The following is a 26,830-nucleotide window of genomic DNA, read 5'->3' on the forward strand; positions in this document are numbered from 1 at the left end:
GATCGACAGGCTGGGTGTCGAGCGGGTCACTCGGGGGTGGTGATCTGGATCGGGGGGGTCCAGGGGGAGGTGCCGACGATGTTCGTCGCGCGGACCCGGTAGTAGTAGGTGACGCCTGGCGGGAGGGCGGTGTTGGTGAAGCCGCGGCCGGTGACGCGGAACGTGGTGGGGTCCCGGGTGAAGCCCGCGTCGGTGGCGCGTTCGACGAGGAAGCCGGCGCCCGGCCCGACCGGCGTCGACGCCGACCAGCTCAGCGTCACCGTGGTGGTGTCCTGGGCCGGCGCGCCGGCGGTGGCGGAGACCCGGGTGGGCGCGGCCGGCCGGGGCGGCGTGGTCACCGTGGCCACCGTCGACCAGGGGGACGCCGCGCCGAGGTACGTGGTGCGTACCCGGTAGTAGTACGTGGTGTCCGGGGCGACGACCGGGTCCAGGTGGGCCTCGCCGACGGTGATCGCCGTGGTGCCCGGTCCGCTGGTGAACGTCGGGTTGGTGGCCCGCTGCACGTCGACCCCGGTGGCGAAGGAGTGGTTCGCCCAGCGCAACGCCACCCGCAGCGGGGCGGCCGGCGGCACCGCCGCGGTCAGCCGGGACGGCGCGGTCAGCCGCACCGCCGCCGGCGCGTCGTTCGACCAGGCCGAGCAGCTCACCGCGTTCTCGGCGCGGATCCGGTAGTGGTAGGTGACGCCGGGAGTGACCGTCGCGTCCGTGTACCGGGTCGCGGTGGCGGCCACGGTGATCTCGGTGCGGCCGGTCGTGAAGGCACTGTCGGTGGCGCGTTGCAGCCGATGGCTGGTGGCCGGCGGGCGGCTGCCGTTGCCGGTCCAGGCCAGCGCGATGGCCGGCAGCACGGTGGCCGAACCGGGCACCGGCGTGGCGGTCAGGCCGGTGGGCGCCCGGGGCGACACCCGCAGCACCAGCGGCCGGCTCATGCCCTGGTCGCGCAGTCCCGCCGAGCGCGTCTGCCAGCGGTACTCCCAGCCCAGGTTGACCACCTGGTTGACCACCGTCGCGGGCCGCCCGTCGACCGGGCTGACCGGGCCGGCGTCCAGCCGCGCGCCGGCCGGGCGGCTCGGATCGAGCAGTCGTACGCTGTCGCCGACCGTGAACGGCAGGCTGGGCGCGACCGGGCGCAACGCCACCACCACGTCCTCCCGGGGGTTGACCCGGACGGTGTCCTTCCAGCCCAGCTCGCCCTGCTCCGGCGGGCGGAGCGTGCCGTCCCAGCCGACCCGGTTCACCACCTGCACGTCGACGCCCTCCACGTGCACCGGATGGGTCCGGTCCGTGTCGCCGACGATCCGCCAGAGCTGGGTGCCGTCCGCCGGCGCGCCCACCGGCACGGTCGGGTCGGTCACGAACAGCTCCTCGGTGACCGGGTCGGTCGGGCCGAGCGGCAGCACGGCCGGTGCGAGCGCGCCGGCGAGCGGGTGGCCGACCCCGAGTCGCCCCACCGCCCGGCCGTGCCGGGGCTCGAACACCTGCCCGACCGACTTCACCGCCAGCGGCAGCGTGACCGGGCCGGACCCGCCGGTCGGGGTGAACGTGACCGAGGTGGCGCGCGCCGGGACCAGCGTCGGGCCGGCGGTGCGGGTGCCGAACGCCGGGTCGTACGCCGGTTGCGGCACGATCGGCGGCGGCTGGCTCTGCGCGTACGCGGCGGGCAGCCGGGCGGCCAGTCGCCGCCTGTCGTAGCGGGGCGCGGGGCTGCCGACCACCCGGATCTGGAGCAGCGTGCGCGTGTTCGGGCCGTAGCCGGGGTGGGCCGGCGGCAGGCCGCCCGCGCCGGTGCGGTCGGCGGCGCCGGTGTGGTGGTCGTAGCGCGGATCGAAGCGGGGCAGCGGGGCCGGGCAGTCGTTGTAGAGGATCAGCGTGCGGCCCGGCGGCACGGTGGAGAAGTCCACCACCACGTCGGCGCGTTCGCCGGGCGCGAGCAGCAGCGTGTGCCCGTCCACGTTGAGCACGGTCGGGTCCTGCCGGTCGTAGCGGTAGCCGACCGGCCGGTTCGCCAGCACCACCGGCGCCGGCAGCAGGCCACCCTCGTTGCCGATCTGGATCAGCTCCGGCCCGGCGGCGGCCGGGTCGGGCACGCCGCCGTCGCGTCCGTCCACCGGCCAGTACGCCGGCCGGCCCGGCACGCGTACCGCCTCGACCATCGGCACCTCGCCGGCGCGCGGGTCGGCCGGGTCGCCGTCCGGCGTCCACATCGGCCCGTCCGAGGCGGCCCGGTAGAGCTGGAGGTTGAGCGAACGGTCCGCGCAGGCGTTCAGGATCCGGAACCGGTACGCCCGCGGCTCGACCTCCAGGTACGGGTACGCGACGCCGTTGACCAGCGGCGTGTCCCCGTACGCCGCGGGGACCGCCGACGGGTGCGGCACGCCCGGGACCAGCGGTGGCTCGTCGGGTTCGGTGACCGGGTCGTGGTGCGGGTTCGGCACCGGGGCGACCCAGGGGCTGGTCCCGCCGTCCGGGTCGTGCGCCCACGGCCCGTAGTCCCAACGCCCGGTCGGGTTCGTGCCGCTGATCCGGTACGGGTTCTGCCGGGGCTGGTAGACGTGCGGGTGCCAGAGGCTGCCCTTGGCGCCCCAGCGGTCCCGGTCCCAGGTCGGGTCCTGCGCGGCGAGTTGCGCGTCGTCGGGGACGAACGTCTTGTCCTCGATCACCAGCGGGAGCTGGTCGGCGGGGAGCACGCCGTCGGCGACGAGGCGGTCCTCGGCCGGGTCGGTGAGCAGGTAGAGCGCGAGCTGCCCGGAGTAGACGGTGAGCCGGGACAGGCCGAGCGTGTTGTCGTGCAGCCACATCAGCCGGCCGCTCTGGTCGTTCGGGAAGTAGAGCGTGGTGGCGCCCGCGCCGGGCGCCGGCATGTCCGGCACCGGCGTCACCCCCACCCCGACCGGGTACGGGGTGATCTCGCCGGCCGGGGTCACCCACTGCCACGGGTTGCCGGCGCTGATCCAGGCGGTCCGCGCGCCGGCCAGGTGCGGCACGGCCCGGTTCTGCGGGTACGGCGCGGGACCGTCAAGCGGCCCGGTCCCGGCCCCGTCGACCGTCTCGTCGACCGGCAGGAACAGCTCGCCGGCCCGGCCGGTGGGGAGCTGGTTGATGAACTTGACCCGGACCGGCCGGCCGCGCCGGGCCATGATCATCGGCCCGAGGTGCCAGGGCCGGTCGGGCGGGCTCACCGTGTTGTGGCCGGACGCGTCCGTGCCCAGGTTGAGCTGGCGGTAGCCGCGCAGCCGGGTGGCCGGCAGATCCCGGTGCAGGCGCTGCGCGTACTCCTGGAGGCCGATCTCGTAGTAGTCGCAGCCCGGCCAGGTGATGGTGTCCGGCACCGCGACCGGCAGTCGGGCGCCGAGCCCGGCGGTGGGCGGCCGGCCCGGCAGCGGCAGCGGGTCGACGAACTTGCGCAGGCCGGTGCCGGGGACCGGGCGGCCGTCCGGGTCGAGCGTGGGCAGCGGGCTGCCGGCGGTGTTCGGTACCGGACCGAACAGGCGCGGCACCCCGCCCGGGTCCAGGGGGGCCGGGCCGGTGGGTTCGGCCGGTCCGGCGGGCGTCTCGTCGGCGGCGCGGGCGGTCGGGACGGTGGGCGCGGTCTCCTCGGCGACCGTGACGGCCCGGTCCGGCCGGCCCGGCCGGAGTCTGCGGAACAGCACCATGGCTCTCCCCGGGATCGGGGCGCGCCGGCCGTCACCCCGGCGTGGCGGGCGTACGCGCTGCTGACGATCGGTGCGGTCCACCGCAGCATGCGACGCCGGACGGGCGGGAGGGAAGTACCCAATCGTCCGTATCTCGGGTGATCTTATCCGCTTCGTGGAAGTTGCATGTCACGTCCGCTCCGGCTGGCAGACCGGGCACCAGTAGGTGACCCGCTCGCCCAGCTCCTCCTTGCGGATCGCCGTCCCGCAGCGCCGGCACGGCTGGGCCCGGCGACCGTAGACGTAACTGGTCCCGCCCCGGCGCAGCACCCCGGTGGTGCTCTGGGTCCAGCGGCCCCGGTTCGCCGCCAACAGCCGCTGGGCCAGCGCGACGGTGCCGGCCAGGTCGGGCACGTCGCGCACCGGCGTCCACGGCGACACCCCGCGCAGGAACAGCACCTCGCACTTGTAGAGGTTGCCCACGCCGGCCAGGTTGCGCTGGTCGAGCAGCGCCTCGCCGATGCTCTGCTCCGGGTGCGCGGCCAGCCGGCGGACCGCCTCGGCCGGGTCCCAGTCCGGGCCGAGCAGGTCCGGACCGAGGTGACCGACGAGCGACTCCTCCTCGGCGGTCGGGATCAGCGCCAGCTCGTGCAGGTGGTAGCCGACCGCGACCGCGCCGGCGGAGCGGAGCACCACCCGGATCAGGTGCGCCGGTCGGGCCGACCACCGCTCGCCCGGGGCGTACGCCCGCCACGCGCCGTCCATCCGCAGGTGCGAGTGCAGCGTCCGGTCCTCGCCGGCCGGACCGGCGAGGCGCAGCAGCAGGTGCTTGCCGCGGCTGGCCGACTCGCGCACGGTCCAGCCGGTCAGGTCGGTGGTGGCGAGCTGCGGCACGCGGAAGTCCGACCCGGTGAGGCGGGCCCCGGCCAGCGCGCGGTGCAGGACGCGGGCGGTGTTCCAGACGGTGTCACCTTCGGGCACCCCGCCATTGTCGCCTACCGAACGGAATTCGCATGTTTCGCTATCTGCACCGATATTCTTTTTTATGGCGATAGCGGACAGGATCAGGGGGTTCTGAGGAGAAGCCCATGGCCCGAGCCCGTCGTACCGTCATCGCCCTGACCGCCCTGCTCACCGCCACCGCCGGCCTGCCCGCCGCCGCGTCCGCCGCGCCGGCCCGCGCCACCGGACCCGAACGCTGGTCCGCCGACCTCGCCGTCGCCGGTGGCGACGACGTCACCTGGCGCGCCGGCCGTCTGCGGCTGGCCGACCCGCGCCCCACCGCACGCACCCGCCCCGCCGCCGCGTCCGGCCCGGTCGCCGAGGGCATCCTGCTCGCCGCGCCGCGCGCGCTGGACCGGCCCGCCACCCGGGTACGCGCCCGGCTCGCCGCCCGCACCGGTGACGGCGGCACCGCGACGGCCGAGGTACGCGGCTGGCGGGCCAGTGGCTGGACCGAGTGGCGTGACGCCACCGAGGCGGTCTTCGACCAGCCGGTCACCCGGGTCCAGGCGCGCGTCGTGCTGACCGCGCCGGGCACCGCCGCCGAGGCCACCGTGACCGACCTGACGCTCGCCGCCGACCAGGCCGCCACCGCCGCGACCCAGCCCACCGCCGGACGCACCTACCGGGTGTACGCGACCCGGATCGGCCTGGTCGGCGGCGTCACCGCCAACGGGCACGTCGTCGGCGCGCGCGACCACTTCGCGGCGCTGCCCACCCGGCGTGGCCTCTCCCCGAGGGGTACCGGCGACTACACGGTCAAGGTCTGCACCACCAACGGCAACCGGTGCGAGTACGCGCCGGTCTGGGACGTCGGCCCGTGGAACACCCGGGACGACTGGTGGAACCCGCCGACGGTCCGGGAGAACTGGCGCGACCTGCCGCAGGGCCGGCCCGAGGCGCAGGCCGCCTACGAGGACGGCTACCACCGCGGGCGGGACCAGTTCGGGCGGGTCGTGCGCAACCCGGCCGGGCTGGACCTGGCCGACGGCACGTTCTGGGACGGGTTGCGGCTCACCGACAACGCGTGGGTGGACGTGACCCTGCTCTGGACCGGGGGCGGGGCGCGGGCAATCGTCGGCTCCGGGCCGCTGACCCTGCGCACCGGGGCGGGCACCTCGTACGCGAGCCGGGGCCTCGCCGCCACCCACGCGCAGGTGCCGGTGCAGTGCTACCTGACCGGCGAGCGCATCGCCGGCACCTACCGCACCACGACCCGGTGGTACCGCCTGGTCGGCGGCACCTACGTCAGCCACGCGTACCTGTCCTCAATCTCCGGCCCCCCCGTCCCCCGCTGCTGACCCTCCCTCCCTCCTCCCTCCCGGCGATCTTGCACTTGCGGCCCGTCCGGCGCGGCTTTCGGGTCATTTGTCGGGGCACGAACTGCACGATCGCGGGGAGTCAGGGGGTGGTGACGGTGACCAGGTCGCCGGGGGAGAGGGTGAGGACGTCGGCGGCGCGGCCGGTGTGCACGGCCACGGCCACCAGGCCGGCCGAGTCGACGTAGGCGACCAGTCCGCCGGGAGCGGCGTCGCCGAACGTGCGGCCGTGCACGGCCTCGCGCCCGTTCACCAGCACCCGGGACGGCAGGCCGGCGAGCAGCGGGCCCGGCGCGGCGAGCTGGACGTTGCCGAAGTGGTCGACGGTGAGCACCTCGGCGTCGAACCCGGCGGCCTCCGCCCGGACAACCGGCTCCGGCAGCCGGACCAGGGTGGCCGGGTCGACGGCCGGCCCGGCCCCGGCCGGCGGCGCGCCGAGCGCCAGCCGGGCGGCCACCGGCACGAACACGTCCCGCCCGTGGAAGGTGCGGGACACGGTGGGCGCCAGCCACGCCGGGTTGGTCAGCTCCACCGCGGCGGTCACCCCGCCGAGCGCCTCCGCCGCGGGCAGGAGCAGGCCGTTGTCCGGCCCGACCAGCAACCCGCCGGGCGTGGCCAGCGCGATGCCGCGCCGCTCGGTGCCGACCCCCGGATCGACCACCCCGACGTGCACCCCGACCGGCAGGTACGGCACCGTCTGCGCCAGCACCGCAGCGCCCCGGCGGACATCGCCCGGCGGCACCAGGTGCGTCACGTCGATCACCCGGGCGGTCGGCGCGAGCCGCGCGAGCACCCCGTGGCAGGCCGCGACGAAGCCGTCCGCCAGCCCGTAGTCGGTGGTCAGCGAGACGCACGGCCGGCGCGCCACCGGTGGAACGTCCGGATGACTCGCCATCGGCTCCTCCTCGTCGTCTCCGGCCACCCTAGCGAGACGTCGCCCCGCCCTCCCGCCGTCGCCGTGCGGTGCCGCCCGGTCCGGGCGGGGCCCGCCGATCCGAACGGAGCCGGCCGGTGCCGCCAGCCGTGCGGTGCCGGTCGGTCCGGGCTGAGCCAGCCGTGCGGTGCCGGTCGGTCCGGGCCGAGCCAGCCCTGCGGTGCCGGCCGGTCCGGGTGGGTCAGCCGCGCAGGCGCAGGCCCCGGGGGGTGGCCCGGAACCCGGCCGCGGTGAGCGCGTCGCGCAGCGGGGAGAAGTGCACCGCCTCGCCGTCGGCGCGCTCCACCGAGATCGCGCCGAGCGCGCCGGAGTGCACCGCGTCGGCGAGCGCCTTGCCGGCCGCCCCCAACGCGTCGGTGTCGTCGGTGAACGAGAGGATCGTCCGCCCGCCCCGCTCCACATAGAGCACCAGGTCACCGCCGACCAGCACCACCAGCGCGCCCGCCTTGCGCCCGGCCCGGTGACCGGTGGCGGGTGCCGCCCCGTCGCCCGAGTCGACGACGCGGTCCGGCCAGGGCAGCGCCGCGCCGTACGGGTTCGCCGGATCGGTGGCGGCCAGCACCACGGTCGGGCCGCCGCCCCGGTCCCGGCTGTCGTCGGCCAACGCGCGGATCCGGTCGACCGCGCCGGGCACCGCGAACTGGGCCGCGCCCAGGCCCTCGACGAAGTAGCCGCGACGGGCCGCCCCGCGCTCCTCCAACGCCGACAGCACCGGGTAGACGGCGGCGAAACCACCTGTCACCTGCTCCGCCACCACCGCGCCCCGGGTCACCACCCCGTGCCGTTCCAGCAGCAGGTCGGCCAGGGCGGCGGCCCGACGGGTCGGGTCCAGGTCACGTTCCGGCAGCCGGGACCAGCGGCCGGCCATGGTCGGCGGGCCGCCCCGGCTGGGCAGCGCCACCCGACCGGGGCGACGGTAGCGGGTGCGCGGCGCCGCCGGCCGGGACCGGTGTGCCCCACCCGCGCCCAGCGCGGCCCGCAGCGGCGCGAGCGTGTCGTTGGTCAGGTGGCCGGCCCAGACCAGGTCCCACACCACGGCCGACAACGCGGCGTCGTCGGTGGCGCCGACCCGATCGGAGAGCGAACGGAAGAACAGCGCCTGCCCGTCGCCGAGCGCGTCGAGCACGGCCTCGTGCAGCGGGGTGAGCGTCAACGCCTCGTCCGGTGGCGGCAGCAGCAGCGGCGCGACGTCGGCGTACGCCAGCGTCACCCACCCGTCGCCGCCGGAGATCGCGCCGGCGCCGGCCCAGACCACCTCGCCGCTGGCGCACAGCTCGTCGAGCTGGGCCGGCGAGTAGTCGGCGACCCGGGCCGGCAGCACCAGACGCTCCAGCGCGGACGCCGGCACGGTCGTGCCCTGCACCTGCTCCACGGCGGCGGCGACCGCCTCGACGCCCCGGGCCGACGAGCCGACCTGCTGCCAGCGGGGCAGGAACGCGGCCAGCGCCCGGGGCGGCACCGGCTCGATCTCCCGGCGCAGCGCCGCCAGGGAACGGCGGCGCAGCAGGCGCAGCACCTCCGCGTCGCACCACTGGGTGCCGACGCTGTCCGGCGCGAACTCGCCGGAGACCACCCGACCGGTCGCCGAGAGCCGGCGCAGCGCCTGCTCGACCACGAACACCCCGAGCCCGAACCGGGCGGCGCAGGTGGCCGCCGCGAACGGGCCGTGGGTGCGCGCGTACCGGGCGACCAGGTCGCCGAGCGGATCGGCCACCGGCGCGAGGTGGGCCTCGGCCACCCCCACCGGCAGCGCCACCCCGAGCGCGTCGCGCAGCCGGGCGGCGTCCTCGACGATCACCCAGCGGTCCTCGCCGGCGACCCGCACCCGCAGCACCCGGCGGGCCGCCGCCAGCTCCACCGGCCACGCCTCCGGCACCCCGCGTTCGGCCAGCTCGGCCGGGCTCAGGTCGCCGACCACCCGGAGCAGCTCGACCACGTCCTCGGCGTCGCGGGGCCGCCGCTGCTCGGTGCGCCACCGCAACTGCCGCTCGGTCTCGGCGAGCACCGCCGGGTCGAGCAGCTCCCGCAGGTCGACCCGACCGAGCAGCTCGCCGAGCAGCCCGGAGTCGAGCGCCAGCGCGGCGGCCCGCCGCTCGGCAAGCGGCGCGTCGCCCTCGTAGAGGAACGCCCCGACGTACCCGAACAGCAGCGACCTGGCGAACGGGGACGGGCGTTCGGACTCCACCTCGACCAGGCGTACCTTGCGGGCGGCCAGGTCGCGCATCAGCCCGCCCAGGGCCGGCTGGTCGAAGACGTCCTGGAGGCACTCCCGGGCGGCTTCCAGGGTGACCGGGAAGTCGGCGTACTCGCGGGCCACGTCGAGCAGTTGCGCGGCGCGCTGGCGTTGCGCCCAGAGCGGCTGCCGGCGGCGCGGGTCGCGGCGGGGCAGCAGCAACGACCGGGCCGCGCACTCGCGGAACCGGGCGGCGAACAACGCCGACGTGCCGACCGACTCCTCGACGAGCTGGGCGATCTCGTCCGGCTCGAAGACCACCACGTCCGCGCCGGGCGGCTCCTCGGCGGTGTCCGGCAGTCGCACCACGATGCCGTCGTCGGAGGGCATGACCTGGGCGTCCACGCCGTAGCGTTCGGCCAGCCGGCGGCCGATGGCGAGCGCCCACGGGCCGTTGACCCGGGCGCCGAGCACCGAGTGCACGGCGAGCCGCCAGTCGCCCAGCTCGTCGCGGAAGCGCTCGACCACCACCGTCCGGTCGTCGGGCAGCGACCGGGTGGCCGCCTTCTGCTCGCGCAGGTACGTCATCAGGTTGCCGGCGGCCCAGTCGTCCAGCCCGCCGGCGCGCAGCGCCGCCACTGCGTCGGCGTCGGACTGTCGCAGCAGCGCCCGGACCCGGGCGCCGATCGCGCGGCCCAGCTCGACCGGCCGGCCGAGCTGGTCGCCCTTCCAGAACGGCATCCGGGCGGCCTGCCCCGGCGCGGGGGAGACCAGCACCCGGTCGGGGGTGATCTCCTCGATGCGCCAGGACGACGAGCCGAGCAGGAACACGTCGCCGACGCGCGACTCGTAGACCATCTCCTCGTCCAGCTCGCCGACCCGCGCGGCCCGCTCGGCGCCGGCCAGGAAGACGCCGAACAGCCCCCGGTCGGGAATGGTGCCGCCGCTGGTCACCGCGAGCCGCTGCGCGCCGGGCCGGCCGGTCAGCACGTCGGTGGCGCGGTCCCAGACCAGCCGGGGGCGCAGCTCGGCGAAGGCGGTGGACGGGTAGCGACCGGAGAGCATGTCGAGCACCGCGTGCAGCGCCGAGTCGGGCAGCTCGGCGAAGGGCGCCGCGCGCCGCACCAGCACGGCCAGGTCGCCGAGCGGCCACGGCTCCAACGCCACCATCGCAACGATCTGCTGGGCCAGCACGTCGAGCGGGTTGCGCGGGTAGTGCAGCTCCTCGATCGCGCCCTGGCCCATCCGCTCGGCGACCACGGTGCAGGAGAGCAGGTCGCCGCGGTGCTTGGGGAAGACCACGCCCCGGGAGACGGCGCCGACCTGGTGCCCGGCCCGGCCCACCCGTTGCAGCCCGGCCGCGACGCTCGGCGGCGCCTCGATCTGCACCACCAGGTCGACCGCGCCCATGTCGATGCCCAGCTCCAGGCTGGAGGTGGCCACCACGGCGGGGAGCTGACCGGACTTGAGCGCCTCCTCGATGTGCTTGCGCTCCTCCCGGGAGACGCTGCCGTGGTGCGCCCGCGCGATCACCGACGGCGCGCCGGTCGCGGCCCCGGACTGCGCCATCACCTCGGCCGGCTGCCGGGGCGCGCGCACCGGCCCGACCGGCCCGCCGAACGCGTCCGACCCGGACCGGCCCGCCGGGCCCGGTGCGTCGGCGGGGCCGCCGTCGCCGCCCGGCGGGCCGCCGGGACCGGGCAAAAGATCGGATACGCGCACCGGCTCCCCGCCCCGGGCCACGCGGCTGCCCTCCGGGGCGGACGCCGCCTCCGCCTCCTCGGCGGCCAGCTCGTTGAGGCGGGCACAGAGCCGCTCCGCCCCCCGCCGGGAGTTGGTGAACACGATCGTGGACCGGTGCGCGCGGATCAACGCGAGCACCCGCTCCTCGACGGCCGGCCAGATCGAGGGCCGGCGCGGGCCGAGCCCGCCCAGCTCGTCCTCCGGGGGCTCCTGCTCGTCGAGGCGGGTCATGTCCTCCACCGGGACCTGGACGCTGACCTCGATGGTCTTGTCGGCCGGCGGTTGCACCACGTCGACCGGGCGGGCGCCGCCGAGGAAGCGGGCGCAGACGTCGATCGGGCGCACCGTGGCGGACAGCCCGATGCGTTGGGCGGGCCGCTCCAGCAGTGCGTCGAGGCGTTCCAGGGAGAGCGCCAGATGGGCGCCGCGCTTCGTGCCGGCCACCGCGTGCACCTCGTCGACGATCACCGTGTCCACCCCGCGCAGCGAGTCGCGGGCGGCGGAGGTGAGCAGCAGGAACAGCGACTCGGGCGTGGTGATGAGGACGTCCGGCGGGGTGCGGGCGAAGGCCCGCCGCTCGTCGGCCGGGGTGTCGCCGGTGCGCATGCCGACGGTGATGTCGGGCGGGGCGAGCGCGAGCCGGGTGGCGGCCTGCCGGATGCCGATGAGCGGGGTCCGCAGGTTGCGCTCCACGTCGACGGCGAGCGCCTTGAGCGGGCTGACGTAGAGCACCCGGCACCGCCGCCGGGGGTCGGCCGGCGGTGGCTCCTTGCCCAGCCGGTCGAGCGACCAGAGGAACGCCGCGAGCGTCTTGCCGGAGCCGGTCGGGGCGACCACGAGCGCGTGGTGACCGGCGGCGATCGAGCGCCAGGCGCCCGCCTGGGCCGGCGTGGGCGCGGCGAACGCCGCGGTGAACCACTCCCGGGTCGCCGCGCCGAACTCCGCCAGCACCCCGTCGGCCGGGGTCACCTCGTCCGCCACGGCACCATCCTGCCCCGCCGGTACGACATCCGGCCCGTCGCCGGGGTGGTTCCGTACCGGGCGGACAATTGACGCGACGAATAAGGGATTTGTTCCGTTAAGTCTCACTTAACTGCTTGCTTGCGGCATGCAACATAAAGTAACTTCACTCGCAACGTGGCGTGGGTGGAGGCGTGGATGACCGTTGAGGAGCGAGGCTCTCGACCCGGCACCGACGTGCTCATCCGCAAGGTCGACAGCCGGCTCGCCTCGCTCCGCGCCGGTCTGCACGGCCCCGAGCTGGAGCTGGCCGAGGAGCTGGCCGAGCGCCTGCGTCAGCTGGTCGTCGCCACCGCCCGGTCCAGCGCCGCCGACCGCGCGCTGGTCCGCGCCGCGGTGCACTACTTCGTGCTGCGCCGGGAGAGCCGCGACACCCGGCTCCCGGTCCGCTCCCTCGCCGCGGCCCAGCGCGTGGTGGACCGGGCCGCCCGCCAGCTCAACCACCCGACCCAGCCCGGCGACCCCCGCCGAAACCCGGCCCGCTTCCCCTGACGGGTTTCGGGGAAAACGGCGCGGCGGGTGGGGAAGTGGCGTGTGATCGGTCCTACCCGCAGCGTGCCCCCGCGCTGTACCTCGACCGGGAGTACGCGTGCTCGTCCTGCTGATCCTGCACCTGGTGGCGGCGCTGCTCGCCCCGCTGCTGGTCCGCAGGTGGGGCCCGCGCGCCTGCCTGCTGCTGGCGCTCGCCCCGGCGGCCACGGCCGGCTGGGCGGTGGCGCACACCGGGGCGGTACGCCACGGCGGCGCGGTGGTCGAGACGTACCCCTGGATCCCGCAGCTCCGGTTCGACCTGGCCCTGCGGGTCACCACGCTGTCCTGGCTGATGATGCTGCTGGTCGGCGGCGTCGGTGCGCTGGTGCTTGTCTACTCCGCCCGCTACTTCCCGCCCGGCTCGGTCGGCCTGGCCCGGTTCGCCGCCGTGCTGGTCGCGTTCGCCGGCGCGATGCTCGGCCTCGTCGTCGCCGACGACCTGCTGCTGCTCTACGTCTTCTGGGAGCTGACCACCGTCTTCTCCTACCTGCTGATCGGGCACAGCACCGAACGCCGGGCCAGCCGGTGGGCCGCCGCCCAGGCGCTCACCGTCACCACGCTGGGCGGCCTGGCCATGCTGGTCGGCTTCCTGCTGCTCGGCCACCACGCCGGCAGCTACCGCTGGTCGGCGGTGGCCGCCGCGCCGCTGCCCGGCGGCGGGTACCTGGCCACCGCCGTGCTGCTCGTCCTGGCCGGCGCGCTGGCCAAGTCCGCGGTGTTCCCGTTCAACGCCTGGCTGCCGGTGGCGATGGCGGCGCCGACACCGGTCAGCGCGTACCTGCACGCGGCGGCGATGGTGAAGGCCGGCATCTTCCTGATCGGGCTGCTCGGCCCGACGCTCGCCCCGGCCGGACCGTGGCGGCCGGTCACCGTGGTCGCCGGGCTGGTCACGCTGGTCGGCGGCGGCTGGGCGGCGCTGCGGCAGAGCGACCTGAAGCTGCTGCTGGCGTACGGCACGGTCAGCCAGCTCGGCCTGCTGGCGGTGGCGTTCGGGGCGGGCACCCCGGCCGCGGCGCTGGCCGGCGTCGCCCTGCTGACCGCGCACGCGCTGTTCAAGGCCGCGCTCTTCCTCGTCGTCGGCATCCTCGACCACGCCACGGGCAGCCGGGACCTGCGGGACCTGTCCGGCGTGGGCCGGGCCGCGCCGCTGCTGGCCACCGTCGCCGCGCTGGCCGCCGCGTCGATGGCCGGCGTCCCGCCGCTGCTCGGCTTCGTGGCCAAGGAAGGCGTGCTGGCCGCGTTCACCGACCGGCCGTGGGTGCTGGTGGTGCTGGTCGCCGGCAGCGCGTTGACGGTGGGCTACAGCATCCGTTTCCTGTGGGGCGCGTTCGGCACCCGGCCCGGGGTCCGGGACACCGTGCTGGACCGACCGCCGGCGGCGATGCTCGGGCCCCCGGCGCTGCTGGCCGTGGCCGGGCTCGCCGCCGGCCTGGCCGCCGGCTGGCTGGGCGGCCTGCTCCAGCCGTACGCCGAGCTGTTCGGCCCGGTCGAGGAGCATCTGGCGCTCTGGCACGGACCCACCGTGGCGCTCGGCCTCTCCGTGCTGGTGCTGGCCGGCGGCGTGCTGCTGCACCTGCTCCGCGGGCCGCTCGCCCCCGCGCTGGCCCGGCTGCGTTCGCCGGTGAGCGGCAACCAGGGCTACGAGTGGCTGACCCACCGGTTCGACCGGCTCGCCATCGAGGTCACCGGCGCCACCCAGCGTGGTTCACTGCCGCAGTACCTCGGCACCGTGCTGCTCGCCCTGGTGGTCGTGCCGGGCGGGGCGATGGTGGCCACCGCGCCGTGGCGGGTCGAGCTGGCGCCCTGGGACACCCCGACCCAACTGGTGGTCTGCGTGGTGATCGCGGTCGCGGCGGTGCTCGCGGTGGACGCGCGTCGCCGGCTCACCGCCATGCTGCTGGTCGGCGTGACCGGATACGGCACCGCGATGATGTTCGTCCTCTACGGCGCGCCGGACCTGGCGCTCACCCAGTTCCTGGTGGAGACCGCCACCATCGCCGTCTTCGTGCTGGTGCTGCGCCGGCTGCCGGAACGCTTCTCGGCCCGTCCGCTGCGCCGCAGCCGGTGGCTGCGGCGGGGCATCGGCGTCGCCGCCGGCCTGGTGATGGCCGGTCTGGCGCTGACCGCGGCCGGTGCCCGCCGGGCGCCGTCGATTTCCGCGGCGTTCCCCGACCTCGCGGTCGCGCAGGGGTACGGCCGCAACGTCGTCAACGTGACGCTCGTGGACATCCGGGCCTGGGACACCATGGGCGAGATCGCGGTGCTTGTGGTGACCGCGACCGGGGTGGCCAGCCTGATCTTCGAGCGCTCCCGCACCGGGCCGCGCCCGCGCCGTCCCCGCCCGGCGGTGCCGCGCCCCGGCCGCACGGTCTGGCTGCGCGGCGGGCAGACACTGCACGAGCGGCGGCGGTCGATCGTGTTCGAGGTGGTCACCCGGCTGATCTTCCACACCGTGCTGCTCTTCTCGCTGTTCCTGCTCTTCTCCGGGCACAACGCGCCGGGCGGCGGGTTCTCCGGCGGGCTGGTCGCCGGCCTCGCGCTGACCCTGCGCTACCTGGCCGGCGGGCGGTACGAGCTGGCCGAGGCCGCACCGGTCGGCGCCGGCATGGTGCTCGGCGCCGGCCTGGCGGTCTCGGTCGGCAGCGGCGTGCTCGGCCTGGTGCTCAGTGGCGAGGTGCTGCAGAGCGTCAAGGTGGACCTGTGGCTGCCGCTGATCGGCCACTTCTACCTGGTCACGTCGCTCTTCTTCGACATCGGTGTCTATCTGGTGGTGGTCGGGCTGGTGCTGGACATCCTGCGCAGCCTGGGCGCCGAGGTGGACCGGCACGTCGAGGCGGCCGGCGAGCCGGGCCGTGGCCTGACGGTCCGGCGTGAGGGGCCGGGCGCGTGACGGGGCCGACGCTGGTTCTGGTGCTGGCGGTCGGGGTGCTGGTCGCCACCGGCGTCACGCTGCTGCTGGAACGCAGCCTGACCCGGATCCTGCTCGGCGTCATCCTGCTCGGCAACGGGGTGAACCTGCTCATCCTGCTCGGCGGGCGGTCCGGCGCCGCCCCGCTGGTCGGCACCGCGCCGACCGACGACATGAGTGACGCCCTGCCGCAGGCCATGGTGCTCACCGCCGTGGTGATCACGTTCGGGCTGACCGCGTTCCTGCTCGCGGTCGCCTACCGGAGCTGGTACACCAGCGGCGACGACGAGGTGCAGGACGACCTGGAGGACCGGCAGACCGTCCGGCTGGCCGAACGCAACGAGGTGGCCACCGCGGACCTCGGCGGCGACGGCCCGGACGGCGACCCGGAACAGGTCGACCCGGAGCCGGCCCGCCGCCGGCTGCGCCGGAGCGAGGAATCGTGAGCGCGAGGAGTGAGCCGGGTTTGCGAGCCCCGCAGTCGCGAAGGAAGGCGGCGCGGTGAGCGCGAGGAGTGAGCCGGGTTTGCGAGCCCCGCAGTCGCGAAGGAAGGCGGCACCGTGAGTGGGCTGGTGCCGCTGCCGGTGGTGGTGCCGCTGCTCGGCGCGGCGCTCACCCTGATGCTGACCGGCCGGCCCCGGTTGCAGCGCTCGATCAGCGTGCTCTGCGTGGCCGGCGTGCTGCTGGTCGCGGTGGTGCTGCTGGTCCAGGCGTACCGGTACGGGCCGGTGGTGGTGCGCGTCGGCGGGTGGCCGGCGCCGGTCGGCATCGTGCTGGTCGCCGACCAGTTGGCGGCGCTCATGGTGGTGGTCTCGTCGGCGGTCACGCTCTGCGTGCTGCTCTACTCGATCGGCCAGGGTCGGGCGGAGACCGGCGAGACCGCGCCGGTGAGCATCTTCCACCCCACCTACCTGGTGCTCACCGCCGGCGTGACGAACGCGTTCCTGGCCGGGGACCTGTTCAACCTGTTCGTCGGCTTCGAGATCCTGCTGGCCGCGAGCTTCGTGCTGATCACGCTGGGCGGCACCGAGGTGCGGCTGCGCACCGGCTCGACGTACGTGGTGGTCAGCATCCTGTCGTCGCTGCTCTTCCTGTCCGCCGTCGGGCTGGTGTACGCGGCCACCGGCACGCTGAACATGGCGCAGCTCGCCGGCCGGTTGGACGCGCTGCCCGCCGGCGTACGCCTGGCGTTGCAGCTCATGCTGCTGCTCGCGTTCGGCATCAAGGCGGCGGTCTTCCCGGTCTCCGCCTGGCTGCCGGACAGCTATCCGACCGCGCCCGCGCCGGTGACCGCGGTCTTCGCCGGCCTGCTGACCAAGGTCGGCGTGTACGCGATCATCCGCACCGAGACGCTGCTCTTCCCCGGCAGCCAGGTCGACGGGCTGCTGATGGTGGTGGCCGGCCTGACCATGGTGGTGGGTGTCCTGGGCGCGGTGGCGCAGTCGGACATGAAGCGGCTCTTCTCCTTCACGCTGGTCAGCCACATCGGCTACATGATCTTCGGGGTGGCGTTGAGCAGCGTCGCCGGTCTGTCCGGCGCGATCTTCTACGTGGTGCACCACATCACCGTCCAGACCACGCTCTTCCTGGTCGCCGGCCTGGTCGAGGAGCGCGCCGGCAGCACCGATCTGCGGCGGCTCGGCGGGCTGGCGCGGGTCACCCCGGTGGTCGCGGTGCTCTTCTTCGTCCCGGCGATGAACCTGGCCGGCATCCCGCCGTTCTCCGGCTTCCTCGGCAAGCTCGGCCTGCTCCAGGCCGGCGTGGCGGCCGGCGGCGCGCTGCCCGCCGTGCTGGTCGGCGCCGGCACGCTGACCAGCCTGCTGACGCTCTACGTGGCGTCCCGGGTGTGGAACATCGCGTTCTGGCGGGCGCCGCGGCTGGCCACCACCACGCCGGACGCCCGGCTGCCCGGCCTGATGGTCGGCGCCACCGCCGCGCTCGTCGCGCTCGGCGTGCTGCTCACGCTGGTCGCCGGCCCGCTGTTCCAGGTCACCGCGGACGCCGCCGCCGACCTGCGCCAACGCACCCCGTACGTGCGGGCCGTGCTGCCCCGGGACGTGCCGTGACCGCCGACCCGGGCCCGGACCGGGGCGGCGCGGCGCCGGGCGGCGACCCGCCGACGGTGGGTCGCGGCGGCCGCCGGCGCGACCAGGCCGTCGCGCTCGGCTGGCTGGTCGTGGCCTGGCTGCTGCTCTGGGGCGACGTCTCCTGGGGCAATGTGCTCACCGGCCTGGCGATCGGCGCGGCGGTGCTGTTCTTCTTCCCGCTGCCGTCGGTCACCTTCGGCGGGCGGCTGCGCCCGGGGCCGCTGCTGGTGCTCGCCGGCACGTTCGTCGGGGAGCTGGTCAGCGCCAGCGTGCACGTCGCCGCCGTCGCGTTGCGCCCCGGCTACCGGCCGCGCGGCGCGATCATCGCGGTGCCGCTGCGGGTCCGCACCGACCTCAACCTGGCACTCACCGCCGAGGTGATCTCGCTGGTGCCGGGCACCCTGATCCTCGACATCGACCGCACGCGCGGGGTGCTCTACGTGCACGTGCTCGACGTGCGCGGCCCCGAGGACCTGACCGGCAGCCGCGACCGTGTGCTCGCCGTCGAACGGCGCATCGTCCGCGCCGTCGGCTCTCCCACCGAGGTACGCCAGCTCGACACCGAACCCGTCGAACGGAGGAACCACCCGTGACCGTCCTGCTCGCCGTCGCGCTGACCGTGCTGCTCTCGGCCACCGCGCTGCTCGCCCTGACCCGGATCTACCGTGGCCCGTCCCTGCTCGACCGCATCGTCGGCGCCGACCTGCTGCTCGCCGCCATGCTCGGCGCGGTGGGGGCGGAGGCGGCGGTGAACCGGCACGCCACCACGCTGCCCGTGCTGGTGGTGCTCTCACTGCTCGGCTTCGTGGGCTCGGTCTCCCTGGTCCGCTTCGCCGTCCGGGCCGAATCGTGACGGTCGTGACGGTCGTGGCGGACTGGGTGGGTGGGTTCCTGCTGCTGGGCGGCGCGCTGCTGAGCCTGGTCGCCGGCATCGGGCTGGTGCGCTTCCCGGACACGCTGGACCGGATGCACGCCGCCACGAAACCGCAGGTGCTCGGCGTGCTGCTGTTGCTGGGCGGGCTGGCGTTGCGGCTGCGTACCGGCTCGGACCTGGGCATGCTGGCGCTGGTGGCGATCTTCCAGCTCTCCACCGCGCCGGTCGCCGCGCAGATGATCGGACGGGCCGCCTACCGGTCCGGGCGGGTCGACCGGTCGCTGCTCGACGTCGACGAGCTGGCCGGACGCTGAGAACCGGACGCGGGGGAGGCTTTTCGGCACCTTCAGCGAGCATCCAGCGGGCACCGATAAAATGGGCCGCATGATCGACTCTCCTGCCCCGGAGGGCAGCAGTAGCCGGCCGGGTCGTACCCGGCATCTTCCCTCCCCGACGACCCCGGGAGCCCTGAACCTCCCGTGTTGATTCTCGTCGGTCTCCTTCTCATCACCGTGCTCACCGCCGCCACCGGTTACTTCGTGGCGCAGGAGTTCGGGTACGTCGCCGTGGACCGCGGCAAGCTCAAGCAACTCGCCGACGGTGGCGACCGGGCCGCCGCCCGCGCCCTGGAGGTGACCGGGCGACTCTCCTTCATGCTCTCCGGCGCCCAACTCGGCATCACCGTGACCGCCCTGCTGGTCGGTTACGTCGCCGAGCCGTACCTGGGCGCCGGGCTGGCCGACCTGCTCGGCGTGGCCGGCGTGTCCGGCGCGCTGGCGCTGCCGCTGTCGGTGGCGTTGGCCCTGGTCATCGCCACCGTGGTGCAGATGGTCCTGGGCGAGCTGGCCCCGAAGAACCTGGCCATCGCCCGGGCCGTGCCACTGGCCCGGGCGCTGTCCCGGTCCACCCTGATCTACCTGCGGGTCGCCGGTCCGCTGATCACGCTCTTCGACCGGGCCGCCGTGCGACTGCTCCGCCGGGTCGGCATCGAGCCGATCGAGGAGCTGCCCAGCGGCGCCACCCCGGCCGACCTGGAACAGATCATCGCCGAGTCCCGTGAGGAGGGGCACCTCGACGCGGAGATGTCCGACCTGCTGGACCGAGGGCTCGACTTCCGGGGGCTCACCGCCGGCGAGGCCATGGTGCCCCGGGTCGACGTGCACACCGTCCGGGCCGACGAGCCGGTCAGCCGGATCGTCGAGATGCTCGACACCGGCCACTCCCGGTTCCCGGTGCGCGGCGCCGAGGGCGTCGACGACCTGATCGGCGTGGTCGGCATCGCCGACGTGCTGGGCGTGCCGCCGGCCGAGCGGGCGCGTACCCGGATCGACTCGGTGGCCGTACCCCCGTTGCTGGTGCCGGAGACGCTGCCGCTGCCGACGGTGCTGGACCGGCTCCGGTCCGGGCACCGGCAGTTGGCCTGCGTGGTCGACGAGTACGGCGGGTTCGCCGGCGTGATCACGCTGGAGGACCTCGCCGAGGAACTGGTCGGGCCGATCCGCGACGAGGACGACCCGCCGGACCGCGCGCCGGCCCGGCAGGAGGACGGCTCCTGGGTGGTGCCGGCCCGCTGGCGGATCGACGAGGTCGCCGACAGCACCGGCATCGAACTGCCCGAGGCGCCGGAGTACGACACGCTCTCCGGCCTGGTGATGCGGGAGCTGGGTCGGGTCCCCGAGGTGGGGGACCGGCTGGAGATCGCGTCCGTCGGTGACGGCGACGAGCCGGGGCGCCGGGTGCTGGTCGAGGTGCTGGCCGTGGACCGGCACGTGGCCGACTCGGTCCGCCTCCGGACGACCGCCGGCGTGCCCGGGGAGGGTGCGGCATGAGCCCCGGTTTCGCGTTGATCTTCTCCGTGGTGCTGCTGGCGCTCAACGGGTTCTTCGTGGCGGCCGAGTTCGCGCTCGTCGCCGCCAAGCGGTACCGGCTGGAGCAGTCGGCGGCCGGTGGTGGCCGGGCGGCCCGCGCGGCGCTGGACGGCGTCCGCGAGCTGAGCCTGATGCTGGCCGGCGCGCAGCTCGGCATCACGCTGTGCACGCTGGGCCTCGGCGCGTTGGCCGAGCCGGCCATCGAGCACCTGCTCAGCCCGCTGCTGCACGCGGTCGGCCTGCCCGACGCGGCGAGCCACGTGGTGGCGCTGGTGTTCGCGCTGGGCCTGGTGACGTTCCTGCACCTGGTGGTCGGCGAGATGGCGCCGAAGTCGTGGGCGATCACCGACGCGGAGCGCTCGGCGATGCTGCTGGCGCTGCCGTTCCGGGCGTTCGCCCGGATCGCCCGCCCGGTGCTGTCGCTGCTGAACGGGCTGGCCAACGCGATGCTGCGGCTGGTCGGCGTGCAGCAGCAGGACCAGCTCGCCCAGGTGCACGGCCCGGACGAGCTGCGCATCCTGCTGGAGCAGTCCCGGGAGCACGGGCTGCTCGGCGCCGAGCAGCATCAGTTGCTGACCAGCATGCTGGAGTTGCAGGGCACCACGGTGGCCCAGGTGATGGAGCCGTTCGACAAGATCGTCACGGTCCGCCGGGACGACACCGCCGAACGGATCGAGCACGTCTCCCGGGACAGCGGCCGGTCCCGCCTCGCCGTGGTCGACAGCGGTGGCGAGGTCTGCGGCCTGGTGCACGTCCGGGAGGCGGTGCGCGCGGTGACCACCGGCCGGACGGCGACCGCCGAGGAGCTGATGACGAACGCGTTCACGCTGCCGGCCGAGTCGTCGGTGTCCGAGGCGGTGGCGGCGATGCGGGGCCGGCAGGCGCAGCTCGCGTTGGTCCGCAACGGTGGCGGCCCGACCCGGCCGATCGGCTTCGTCGCGCTGGAGGACCTCCTGGAGGAGGTCATCGGCGAGTTCGACGACGAGACCGACCCGGTCCCGAGGGGCCGCCGCCTCCGCTGACCCACCCCGCCACCCCACCCCCACCCCCACCCCGGGCGCAGATTCACGGAAAGAGTGGCTATCCGAGGCCGGATAGCCACTCTTTCCGTGAAACAGGGCAGCGAGGGGGGAGGGGAGGGGGAGGGAGGGCGGGGTGTGGGTGGGTGGGGAGGGGGAATGCCCCGGTATGCGGCTCACCGGGGTGTCGCGGGGGTCGGCCTGGACCGGGCTCTCGGTCACCACCACGCTGCCCAACCCGAGCACCCGGCCGGGCCTGCGCCTGCCGGGTCGGGTGACGTTGGCCGCCGACGGCGAGGACGTCCTGGTCCGGCACATCCGCCTCGGGCTGGTCACCCAGGTCGAGCCGGAGGACCCGGGGGCGCCGCGCCGGCTGGTGCAGTACCACCAGTGGCCGATCGCGGGCCGGTTCGTGGTGCCGGGCGGGCGGCGGCGGGCGGTGGACTTCGCCGTGCCGCTGCCCTGGGCGACGCCGGTGACGGTGTTCGGCGGGGTGCCGTTGATGACGTTACGCACCGGGCTGCGGACCGAGGTGTCCGTCGACCCGGACCTCGACCAGGGCGAGATGGTGCCGGTCCTGGTCCACCCGCTGCCCACCCAGCAGCACCTGCTCGCCGCGTTGGACACGCTCGGCTTCATGATGCGGCAGGCGGGACTCCAGCAGGGCCGGCTGCCCGGGGTGGCGCAGACGCTGCCGTTCCAGCAGCGGCTCGGCTTCTGGGCCGCCCCGCTCTACGCCGGCCCGATGACCGAGCTGGAAGTGATCATGCTGACCGACTCGGCCGGCATGGAGGTGTTGTTCTGGCTGGACCGGCGGCTGTCCCTGGCCGGGGTGACCCACCAGAGCATCAGCCGGTTCCGGGTCTGGCACACCGGAGCGGACCAGCGGGACTGGGTGGCCACCGTGGACGGCTGGCTGCGGCACGCCATCGACCGGCACGCCGCAGCCGCCGCGCACGCGGACTGGTCGGCCACGATCCGGGAGTCGGCGCACGTCAGCCGCCATCCCGACCAGCCGGTCGCCCCCGGCTACGGCCTCGGCGGCACGGCCGGCAGCGGGGGCGTCGGCGGCGGTGGTGGCGGCGACGGCACCTGAGGTGTCAGGCGGAAACGGCCGGACGGAGCCGGGCTCGTGCGTCCGGCCACTCCGGCGCGAGCATCGAGTACTGCACGGTGTCCCGCCAGGAGCCGTCGAGCCGCTGCCGGTGGTGCCGCAGCACACCCTCCCGGGTCGCGCCGAGCCGTTCGATGGCCCGCTGGGAGCGCTCGTTGCGGATGTCGGTGTGCCAGACCACACGAACCGCGTCCAGCTCCTCGAACGCCCGGGTGAGCAGCAGCAGCTTCGCCTCCGTGTTGACGCCGGTCCGCCACCACGGCCGGCCCAACCAGGTGTACCCGATCGCCAGCGACCGGCGGACCGGGTCGATCTCGTACCAGGAGGTGGTGCCGACGACGGCGCCGGTGCGGGCGCAGCGCTGCGCCCAGCACACCTGCTCGCCGTCCTGCTGGGCGTCGAGGTAGCCGGCGATGATCCGCCGCATCCCGGCGACGTCGGTCGGCTGCCGATCGCCCAGGTGTCGCCAGACGTCCGGGTCTCCGGTCGCGGCGTACAGCTCGTCGGCGTGCGCGAGGTCCAGCGGTTCCAGCACGACGTGCTCGCCGCGCAGCACCACCGGATCCCGCCAGGGCGAGCGGGCCGGCCGCAGGTACGCGGGCACCGGCGCGACGACGCCGGCGTCCGGTTCGGGCCGGCCCGGCGTCAGCCGCAGCGGCAGCACCCCGGCCCAGTACGGCAGCTCCGCGTCGGCCGGCTCGTCGTTGACGCCACCGGTGCGCATCCGCACCGACACCTCTCGCAGGGGCAGCGCCAGCACCGCGGTCTCGGCCAGCTCGCGCCGGTTCGGCGGCCGGCTCTCGGTGGACCGGCCGGCGGCCACCTTCTCCACCAGCGCGGTCAGCACCCGGGCCTTCTCGTCGGCGTCGTCGACGAGGCGGGCGGTGCCGTGCGCGACGACCGAGCGGTAGTTGGCGCTGTGGTGGAACTGGGAACGGGCATAGACCAGCCCGTCGAGGTGGGTGACCGCGACGCTGACCGGTAGCCCGTCCGCGCCCCGGGCGGCGAGCAGCGGCCGGCTGCCGGTGGAGCCGTGCAGGTAGAGCGTGTCGTCGAGGCGGACGTGCAGGGTCGGCAGGACGCGTGGCTCGCCGTCGGAGGTGAACGCCAGCGCGCAGTGGTACGCCTCGTCGAGCAGCGCGTGGGCGGTGGCCCGGTCGTAGTGCATCCGGTCGCGGGTGCGGGTGGCGGTGGTGCGTTCGGTCCGGGGGTACATGCGATCTCCCGATTTTGTTCTAGTACAATCTCCGAACTGTGTCAGCACGTTATCAGATCAGCGGTGCCACGTCGGCGGCCATTTCGGCCAGCGTGGAATCCGCCGTCCGCGCCGGCGCGCTCGCCCCGGGCGACCCGCTGCCCGCGGTCCGGGCGCTCGCCGGCGAGTTGGGCGTCAGCCCGGCCACCGTCGCCCGGGCGTACCAGGAACTGCGGCAGCGTGGCCTGGTCGTCACCGCCGGCCGGCACGGCACCCGGGTCCGACCCCGCCCGCCGGTGGCCGCCCGCCGCGCGGCGCTGCTGCCGCCACCGCGCCCCGACACCCGCGACCTCGCCAGCGGCCATCCCGACCGCCGGCTGCTACCACCGCTCGGGCCGCACCTGGCCGCGCTCGCCGCCGGATTCGGGCCCGCCGCCGGGTACGCGGACGCCGCCGTCCTGCCCGAACTGGCCGCCGCCGCCCGGGAACGGCTCGCCGCCGACGGGGTGCCGGCCGACGAGCTGACCGTGACCGGCGGCGCGCTGGACGGCATCGAGCGGCTGCTCGCCGCCCATCTACGGCCCGGCGACGCGGTCGCGGTGGAGGACCCCGGGTGGGCCAACCTGCTCGACCTGATCGCCGCGCTCGGGCTGCGTACCGTCGGGGTGCCGGTGGACGACGAGGGCCCGACCGTGGCCGGGGTGCGGGTCGCGCTGGCCGCCGGTGTCCGGGCGCTGGTGGTGACCAGCCGGGCCCAGAACCCGACCGGCGCGGCTGTCTCCGCCGACCGGGCCGAGGCGCTGCGCACGCTGCTCGCCGACCGGGCCGACCTGCTGCTGATCGAGGACGACCACGCCGCCGAGCTGGCCCGCGTACCCCTGCACCCGCTCGCCGGGGTGACCCCGGCGTGGGCCCTCGTCCGGTCGGTGAGCAAGCCCTACGGGCCCGACCTGCGGCTCGCCGTGCTGGCCGGCGACGAGGCCACGGTGGCCCGGGTGGCCGGCCGGGCGCAGGTCGGCGCCGGTTGGGTCTCCACCGTGCTGCAACACCTGGTCCTGGCGCTCTGGCGCGATCCGGCCACCGCCGCGCTGGTGCGGCGCGCGGCGGACGGCTACGACCGGCGGCGGGACGGACTGGTCGCCGCGCTCGCCGCGCGCGGGCTGGCCGCGCACGGGCGCACCGGGATCAACGTCTGGGTGCCGGTGCCGGACGAGACGGTCGCGGTCACCGCCCTGCGCGACGCCGGCTGGTCGGTGGCGCCCGGCAGCCTCTACCGGATCGCCGCCGCGCCCGCCGTCCGGATCACGGTGAGCACCCTCACCGACACCGACCTGCCGCCACTAGCCGACGCACTCGCCCACGCGCTGCGCCCCGTGAAAGGCGGGGCCCCCTATTAACGCCTTCGGTATAGCAGGGGCCCCCTCTTAACACGCGCGCTGGCAGATGCCGCGTGCCGGACGGCGGAAAGGGTAGAACGGTCCGCATGGCCGAGACCGAGAACGCGCCCGGCGCGCAGGAGTTCATCCCGCCGTCGGCGGACACCATCGACGCGCTGCGGACCGCGGCGGCCGGCTGCCGCGGCTGCGAGCTGTACCGGGACGCGTCGCAGACCGTCTTCGGTCGGGGCGACGAGAGCGCCCGGGTGGTCTTCGTCGGCGAGCAGCCGGGCGACGTGGAGGACCAGCAGGGCCTGCCGTTCGTCGGTCCGGCCGGCCGACTGCTGCGTAGGGCGGTGGACGACGCCGGCCTCGACCCCGGCCAGATCTACCTGACCAACGCCGTCAAGCACTTCCGCTTCGAGCTGCGCGGCAGGCGGCGCATCCACCAGACCCCGGACCGGGTGCACATCACCGCCTGCCGGCCTGGCTGGTCGCCGAGTTCGCCCGGCTGCGCCCGGAGCTCGTGGTGGTGCTCGGCGCCACCGCCGCCAAGGCGCTGCTCGGCCCGACGTTCCGGGTGACGAGACAACGCGGCGAGCTGCTGCCCTGGCCGGCCGCCGCCCAGCATCCGGAGGACTTCGCGCGGGTGCCGGTGGACCGGTCCGGCGCGGTCGCCGACGCGCCGGACACCCGGCTGCTCGCCACCATCCATCCGTCCGCCGTGCTGCGCGCCGACAACCAGGACATCGCGTACGAGGGCCTGGTCGCCGACCTCACAGTGGCGGCCGGCGTGCTGCGCTGAGGTGGGCCGCGTTCTTCCCGTTCCCGATCCGAATGGTGTCGCCGGCATGGACATGCCTACCGGCGCTTGTGGTTCCGGCGCGATCCGGCAGTCCGGCGGTCCGGTCGTGCCGGGAGACCTGTCACCTGAATGCGATATGCCGCTGCGTCATAATTATGACTCTGAGGTATACGACGTCGAGATGATGTCTTCCGGTCTCCCGACACGCTGACCGCACGAGCCGCGCCACATCGGCGTGTCGAATCCTGGAGAAGGCGCGTTCTGGTCAGGCCAGGTGCTGTTCCTTGAGCGCGGCGACGAACGTCTGGAAGGTCTCCGGGGCGAACACCAGCGCCGGCCCCTTTCGGTCCTTGCTGTCCCGGACCGCGACGACACCGGGGAGATCGGCAGCCACTTCCACGCAGTTGCCGCCGTTGTTGCCGCTCTTCGTGCTCTTGTGCCAATGCGCGCTGCTCAGGTCCATGATGCTGCCGCTTCTCTGATCAGGTTGGCCGATTGGGTTCGAGGGAGAGCCTCTCCTACTATGCGTGCCCAGCGTTGCTCCAGGATGCCGACATCCTCCCGGTCCTCAATGATCTGCGCCCTCACCTGGGAGTCGATGTGAGCGACCCGAGTGCCGTCGGGCATCTCGGCCATCGCAAACGGACCCCCCATTCCTGGGTACAGCGGCGAGCCGAGAGGGACAATGTGCACCCGCACAGAGGTCAGCTCGGTGCAGGCGAGGATGTGCAGGCACTGCTCGCGCATCACCGAACGGTCCGAGTTGGCCGGACGACGAAGGACCGCCTCGTCCATGACGGCGACAAAGAGCGGAGGCCGGGACCGGCGCAGGATCGACTGGCGCTCGATCCGGGCGGCGGTCAGCGCGTCGACCTCCTCCAGCGTCAGTGACTCCATCGCCAGTGTCGCCCTGGCGTACGCCTCGGTCTGCAACAGCCCGGGCACCCAGGCCAGTTCGAAGCCACGGAGGGCGAGGGCCTCCCGCTCGATGTCGGCCCACGGCCGGAACCATGACGGCTCACGTCTCTTGAGTACGTCCGGCCACAGGTCCTTGACGTCCCTGCCGAGGATGGCTGCGACCCGGGAGCGGGCCACCGGGCGCGGGATGCGCCCACGGCTGACCCACCGCTGTGCCGTCTTGGGGTCCACGCCGGTCTGCGCGGCAAGGCTCTCCGCAGTCTCCCCGGCCTCGGTCATGGCCGCGATGAGTCCGTGATTCACGGCATCTCC

At 75.0% G+C, this 26,830-nt stretch carries 19 protein-coding genes and 1 pseudogene; 13 read left to right on the top strand and 7 right to left on the bottom strand.

Translation table 11 applies throughout. The annotated features are described in order from the left end of the window. Positions 1-26: 26 nt before the first annotated feature. Both OG767_RS08805 and OG767_RS08810 read right to left on the bottom strand, forming a co-directional pair. Positions 27-3,653, bottom strand: a complete 3,627-nt coding sequence (locus tag OG767_RS08805) for a fibronectin type III domain-containing protein (protein WP_405092951.1) — start codon at positions 3,651-3,653, stop codon at positions 27-29. A gap of 168 nt (positions 3,654-3,821) precedes the next feature. Further along, complete coding sequence (locus OG767_RS08810; protein ID WP_281935479.1) at positions 3,822-4,613, bottom strand: DNA-formamidopyrimidine glycosylase family protein; 792 nt, start codon at positions 4,611-4,613, stop codon at positions 3,822-3,824. 107 nt (positions 4,614-4,720) lie between these two features. Between OG767_RS08810 and OG767_RS08815 the strand changes: the two genes are divergently transcribed. Next, positions 4,721-5,935, top strand: coding sequence for a hypothetical protein (locus OG767_RS08815; protein WP_405092952.1), 1,215 nt, complete (start codon positions 4,721-4,723; stop codon positions 5,933-5,935). 100 nt (positions 5,936-6,035) lie between these two features. On the opposite strand, the gene OG767_RS08820 is transcribed toward OG767_RS08815, so the two are convergent. Beyond that, positions 6,036-6,848 (bottom strand): S-adenosyl-l-methionine hydroxide adenosyltransferase family protein, encoded by an 813-nt coding sequence (locus tag OG767_RS08820; protein WP_405092953.1) that lies wholly within the window; start codon positions 6,846-6,848, stop codon positions 6,036-6,038. A gap of 220 nt (positions 6,849-7,068) precedes the next feature. Next, a complete protein-coding gene (locus tag OG767_RS08825) occupies positions 7,069-11,784 on the bottom strand; it encodes a DEAD/DEAH box helicase (protein WP_405092954.1) in 4,716 nt (1,571 codons plus the stop codon). A 177-nt stretch (positions 11,785-11,961) separates the two neighbouring features. Between OG767_RS08825 and OG767_RS08830 the strand changes: the two genes are divergently transcribed. The 10 genes from OG767_RS08830 to OG767_RS08875 all read left to right on the top strand — a co-directional run bounded on the left by OG767_RS08830 (position 11,962) and on the right by OG767_RS08875 (position 22,206). After that, positions 11,962-12,315 (top strand): hypothetical protein, encoded by a 354-nt coding sequence (locus tag OG767_RS08830; protein WP_107156090.1) that lies wholly within the window; start codon positions 11,962-11,964, stop codon positions 12,313-12,315. 97 nt (positions 12,316-12,412) lie between these two features. Then, entirely contained in the window at positions 12,413-15,244 is a 2,832-nt protein-coding gene (locus tag OG767_RS08835) for a Na+/H+ antiporter subunit A (RefSeq protein WP_405092955.1), read from the top strand. Beyond that, positions 15,241-15,708 carry a Na(+)/H(+) antiporter subunit C gene (locus OG767_RS08840; protein ID WP_405092956.1) on the top strand — a complete coding sequence of 156 codons (468 nt, stop codon included), beginning with the start codon at positions 15,241-15,243 and terminating at the stop codon, positions 15,706-15,708. The genes OG767_RS08835 and OG767_RS08840 overlap by 4 nt, the downstream gene beginning before the upstream one ends. Positions 15,709-15,822: 114 nt before the next feature. Next, the gene (locus OG767_RS08845) at positions 15,823-17,328 is read left to right on the top strand and encodes a Na+/H+ antiporter subunit D (protein WP_405092957.1); all 1,506 of its coding nucleotides are present in this window, start codon (positions 15,823-15,825) and stop codon (positions 17,326-17,328) included. Then, entirely contained in the window at positions 17,325-17,942 is a 618-nt protein-coding gene (locus OG767_RS08850) for a Na+/H+ antiporter subunit E (protein ID WP_405092958.1), read from the top strand. The genes OG767_RS08845 and OG767_RS08850 overlap by 4 nt, the downstream gene beginning before the upstream one ends. Continuing rightward, positions 17,939-18,202, top strand: coding sequence for a monovalent cation/H+ antiporter complex subunit F (locus OG767_RS08855; protein WP_107156066.1), 264 nt, complete (start codon positions 17,939-17,941; stop codon positions 18,200-18,202). The genes OG767_RS08850 and OG767_RS08855 overlap by 4 nt, the downstream gene beginning before the upstream one ends. A 5-nt stretch (positions 18,203-18,207) precedes the next feature. Then, positions 18,208-18,537, top strand: a complete 330-nt coding sequence (mnhG, locus tag OG767_RS08860; RefSeq protein ID WP_405092959.1) for a monovalent cation/H(+) antiporter subunit G — start codon at positions 18,208-18,210, stop codon at positions 18,535-18,537. 165 nt (positions 18,538-18,702) lie between these two features. Next, on the top strand, positions 18,703-20,052 hold the full coding sequence (locus OG767_RS08865; RefSeq protein WP_405092960.1) for a hemolysin family protein: 1,350 nt from the start codon (positions 18,703-18,705) through the stop codon (positions 20,050-20,052). After that, positions 20,049-21,113 (top strand): hemolysin family protein, encoded by a 1,065-nt coding sequence (locus OG767_RS08870; RefSeq protein ID WP_405092961.1) that lies wholly within the window; start codon positions 20,049-20,051, stop codon positions 21,111-21,113. The genes OG767_RS08865 and OG767_RS08870 overlap by 4 nt, the downstream gene beginning before the upstream one ends. Before the next feature lie 166 nt (positions 21,114-21,279). Further along, positions 21,280-22,206: a sporulation protein gene (locus OG767_RS08875; protein ID WP_405092962.1), complete on the top strand. Its 927-nt coding sequence runs from the start codon at positions 21,280-21,282 to the stop codon at positions 22,204-22,206. Between the two features lie 4 nt (positions 22,207-22,210). Here the strand turns inward: OG767_RS08875 and OG767_RS08880 are convergent, their stop codons facing one another. Continuing rightward, positions 22,211-23,440: a bifunctional pyridoxamine 5'-phosphate oxidase family protein/GNAT family N-acetyltransferase gene (locus OG767_RS08880; RefSeq protein WP_405092963.1), complete on the bottom strand. Its 1,230-nt coding sequence runs from the start codon at positions 23,438-23,440 to the stop codon at positions 22,211-22,213. 38 nt (positions 23,441-23,478) lie between these two features. Between OG767_RS08880 and OG767_RS08885 the strand changes: the two genes are divergently transcribed. Both OG767_RS08885 and OG767_RS08890 read left to right on the top strand, forming a co-directional pair. Continuing rightward, the gene (locus OG767_RS08885; RefSeq protein WP_405092964.1) at positions 23,479-24,816 is read left to right on the top strand and encodes an aminotransferase class I/II-fold pyridoxal phosphate-dependent enzyme; all 1,338 of its coding nucleotides are present in this window, start codon (positions 23,479-23,481) and stop codon (positions 24,814-24,816) included. Between the two features lie 86 nt (positions 24,817-24,902). Further along, positions 24,903-25,600, top strand: a pseudogene (locus OG767_RS08890) (UdgX family uracil-DNA binding protein). 265 nt (positions 25,601-25,865) lie between these two features. Here OG767_RS08890 and OG767_RS08895 read toward each other — a convergent pair. Beyond that, positions 25,866-26,063: a DUF397 domain-containing protein gene (locus tag OG767_RS08895; protein WP_405092965.1), complete on the bottom strand. Its 198-nt coding sequence runs from the start codon at positions 26,061-26,063 to the stop codon at positions 25,866-25,868. Beyond that, positions 26,054-26,821 carry a DUF5753 domain-containing protein gene (locus OG767_RS08900; protein WP_405092966.1) on the bottom strand — a complete coding sequence of 256 codons (768 nt, stop codon included), beginning with the start codon at positions 26,819-26,821 and terminating at the stop codon, positions 26,054-26,056. The genes OG767_RS08895 and OG767_RS08900 overlap by 10 nt, the downstream gene beginning before the upstream one ends. Positions 26,822-26,830: the final 9 nt, after the last annotated feature.

It is taken from the genome of Micromonospora sp. NBC_01392, assembly GCF_045040125.1.
In the GTDB taxonomy this organism is placed as follows: Bacteria; Actinomycetota; Actinomycetes; order Mycobacteriales; family Micromonosporaceae; genus Micromonospora.

Coding starts and splice junctions, on each gene's coding strand:
- OG767_RS08830 (WP_107156090.1), top strand. CDS start 11,962: ATGACCGTTGAGGAGCGAGGCTCTCGACCCGGCACCGACGTGCTCATC.
- OG767_RS08805 (WP_405092951.1), bottom strand. CDS start 3,653: ATGGTGCTGTTCCGCAGACTCCGGCCGGGCCGGCCGGACCGGGCCGTC.
- OG767_RS08815 (WP_405092952.1), top strand. CDS start 4,721: ATGGCCCGAGCCCGTCGTACCGTCATCGCCCTGACCGCCCTGCTCACC.
- OG767_RS08895 (WP_405092965.1), bottom strand. CDS start 26,063: ATGGACCTGAGCAGCGCGCATTGGCACAAGAGCACGAAGAGCGGCAAC.
- OG767_RS08820 (WP_405092953.1), bottom strand. CDS start 6,848: ATGGCGAGTCATCCGGACGTTCCACCGGTGGCGCGCCGGCCGTGCGTC.
- OG767_RS08880 (WP_405092963.1), bottom strand. CDS start 23,440: ATGTACCCCCGGACCGAACGCACCACCGCCACCCGCACCCGCGACCGG.
- OG767_RS08870 (WP_405092961.1), top strand. CDS start 20,049: ATGAGCCCCGGTTTCGCGTTGATCTTCTCCGTGGTGCTGCTGGCGCTC.
- OG767_RS08875 (WP_405092962.1), top strand. CDS start 21,280: ATGCGGCTCACCGGGGTGTCGCGGGGGTCGGCCTGGACCGGGCTCTCG.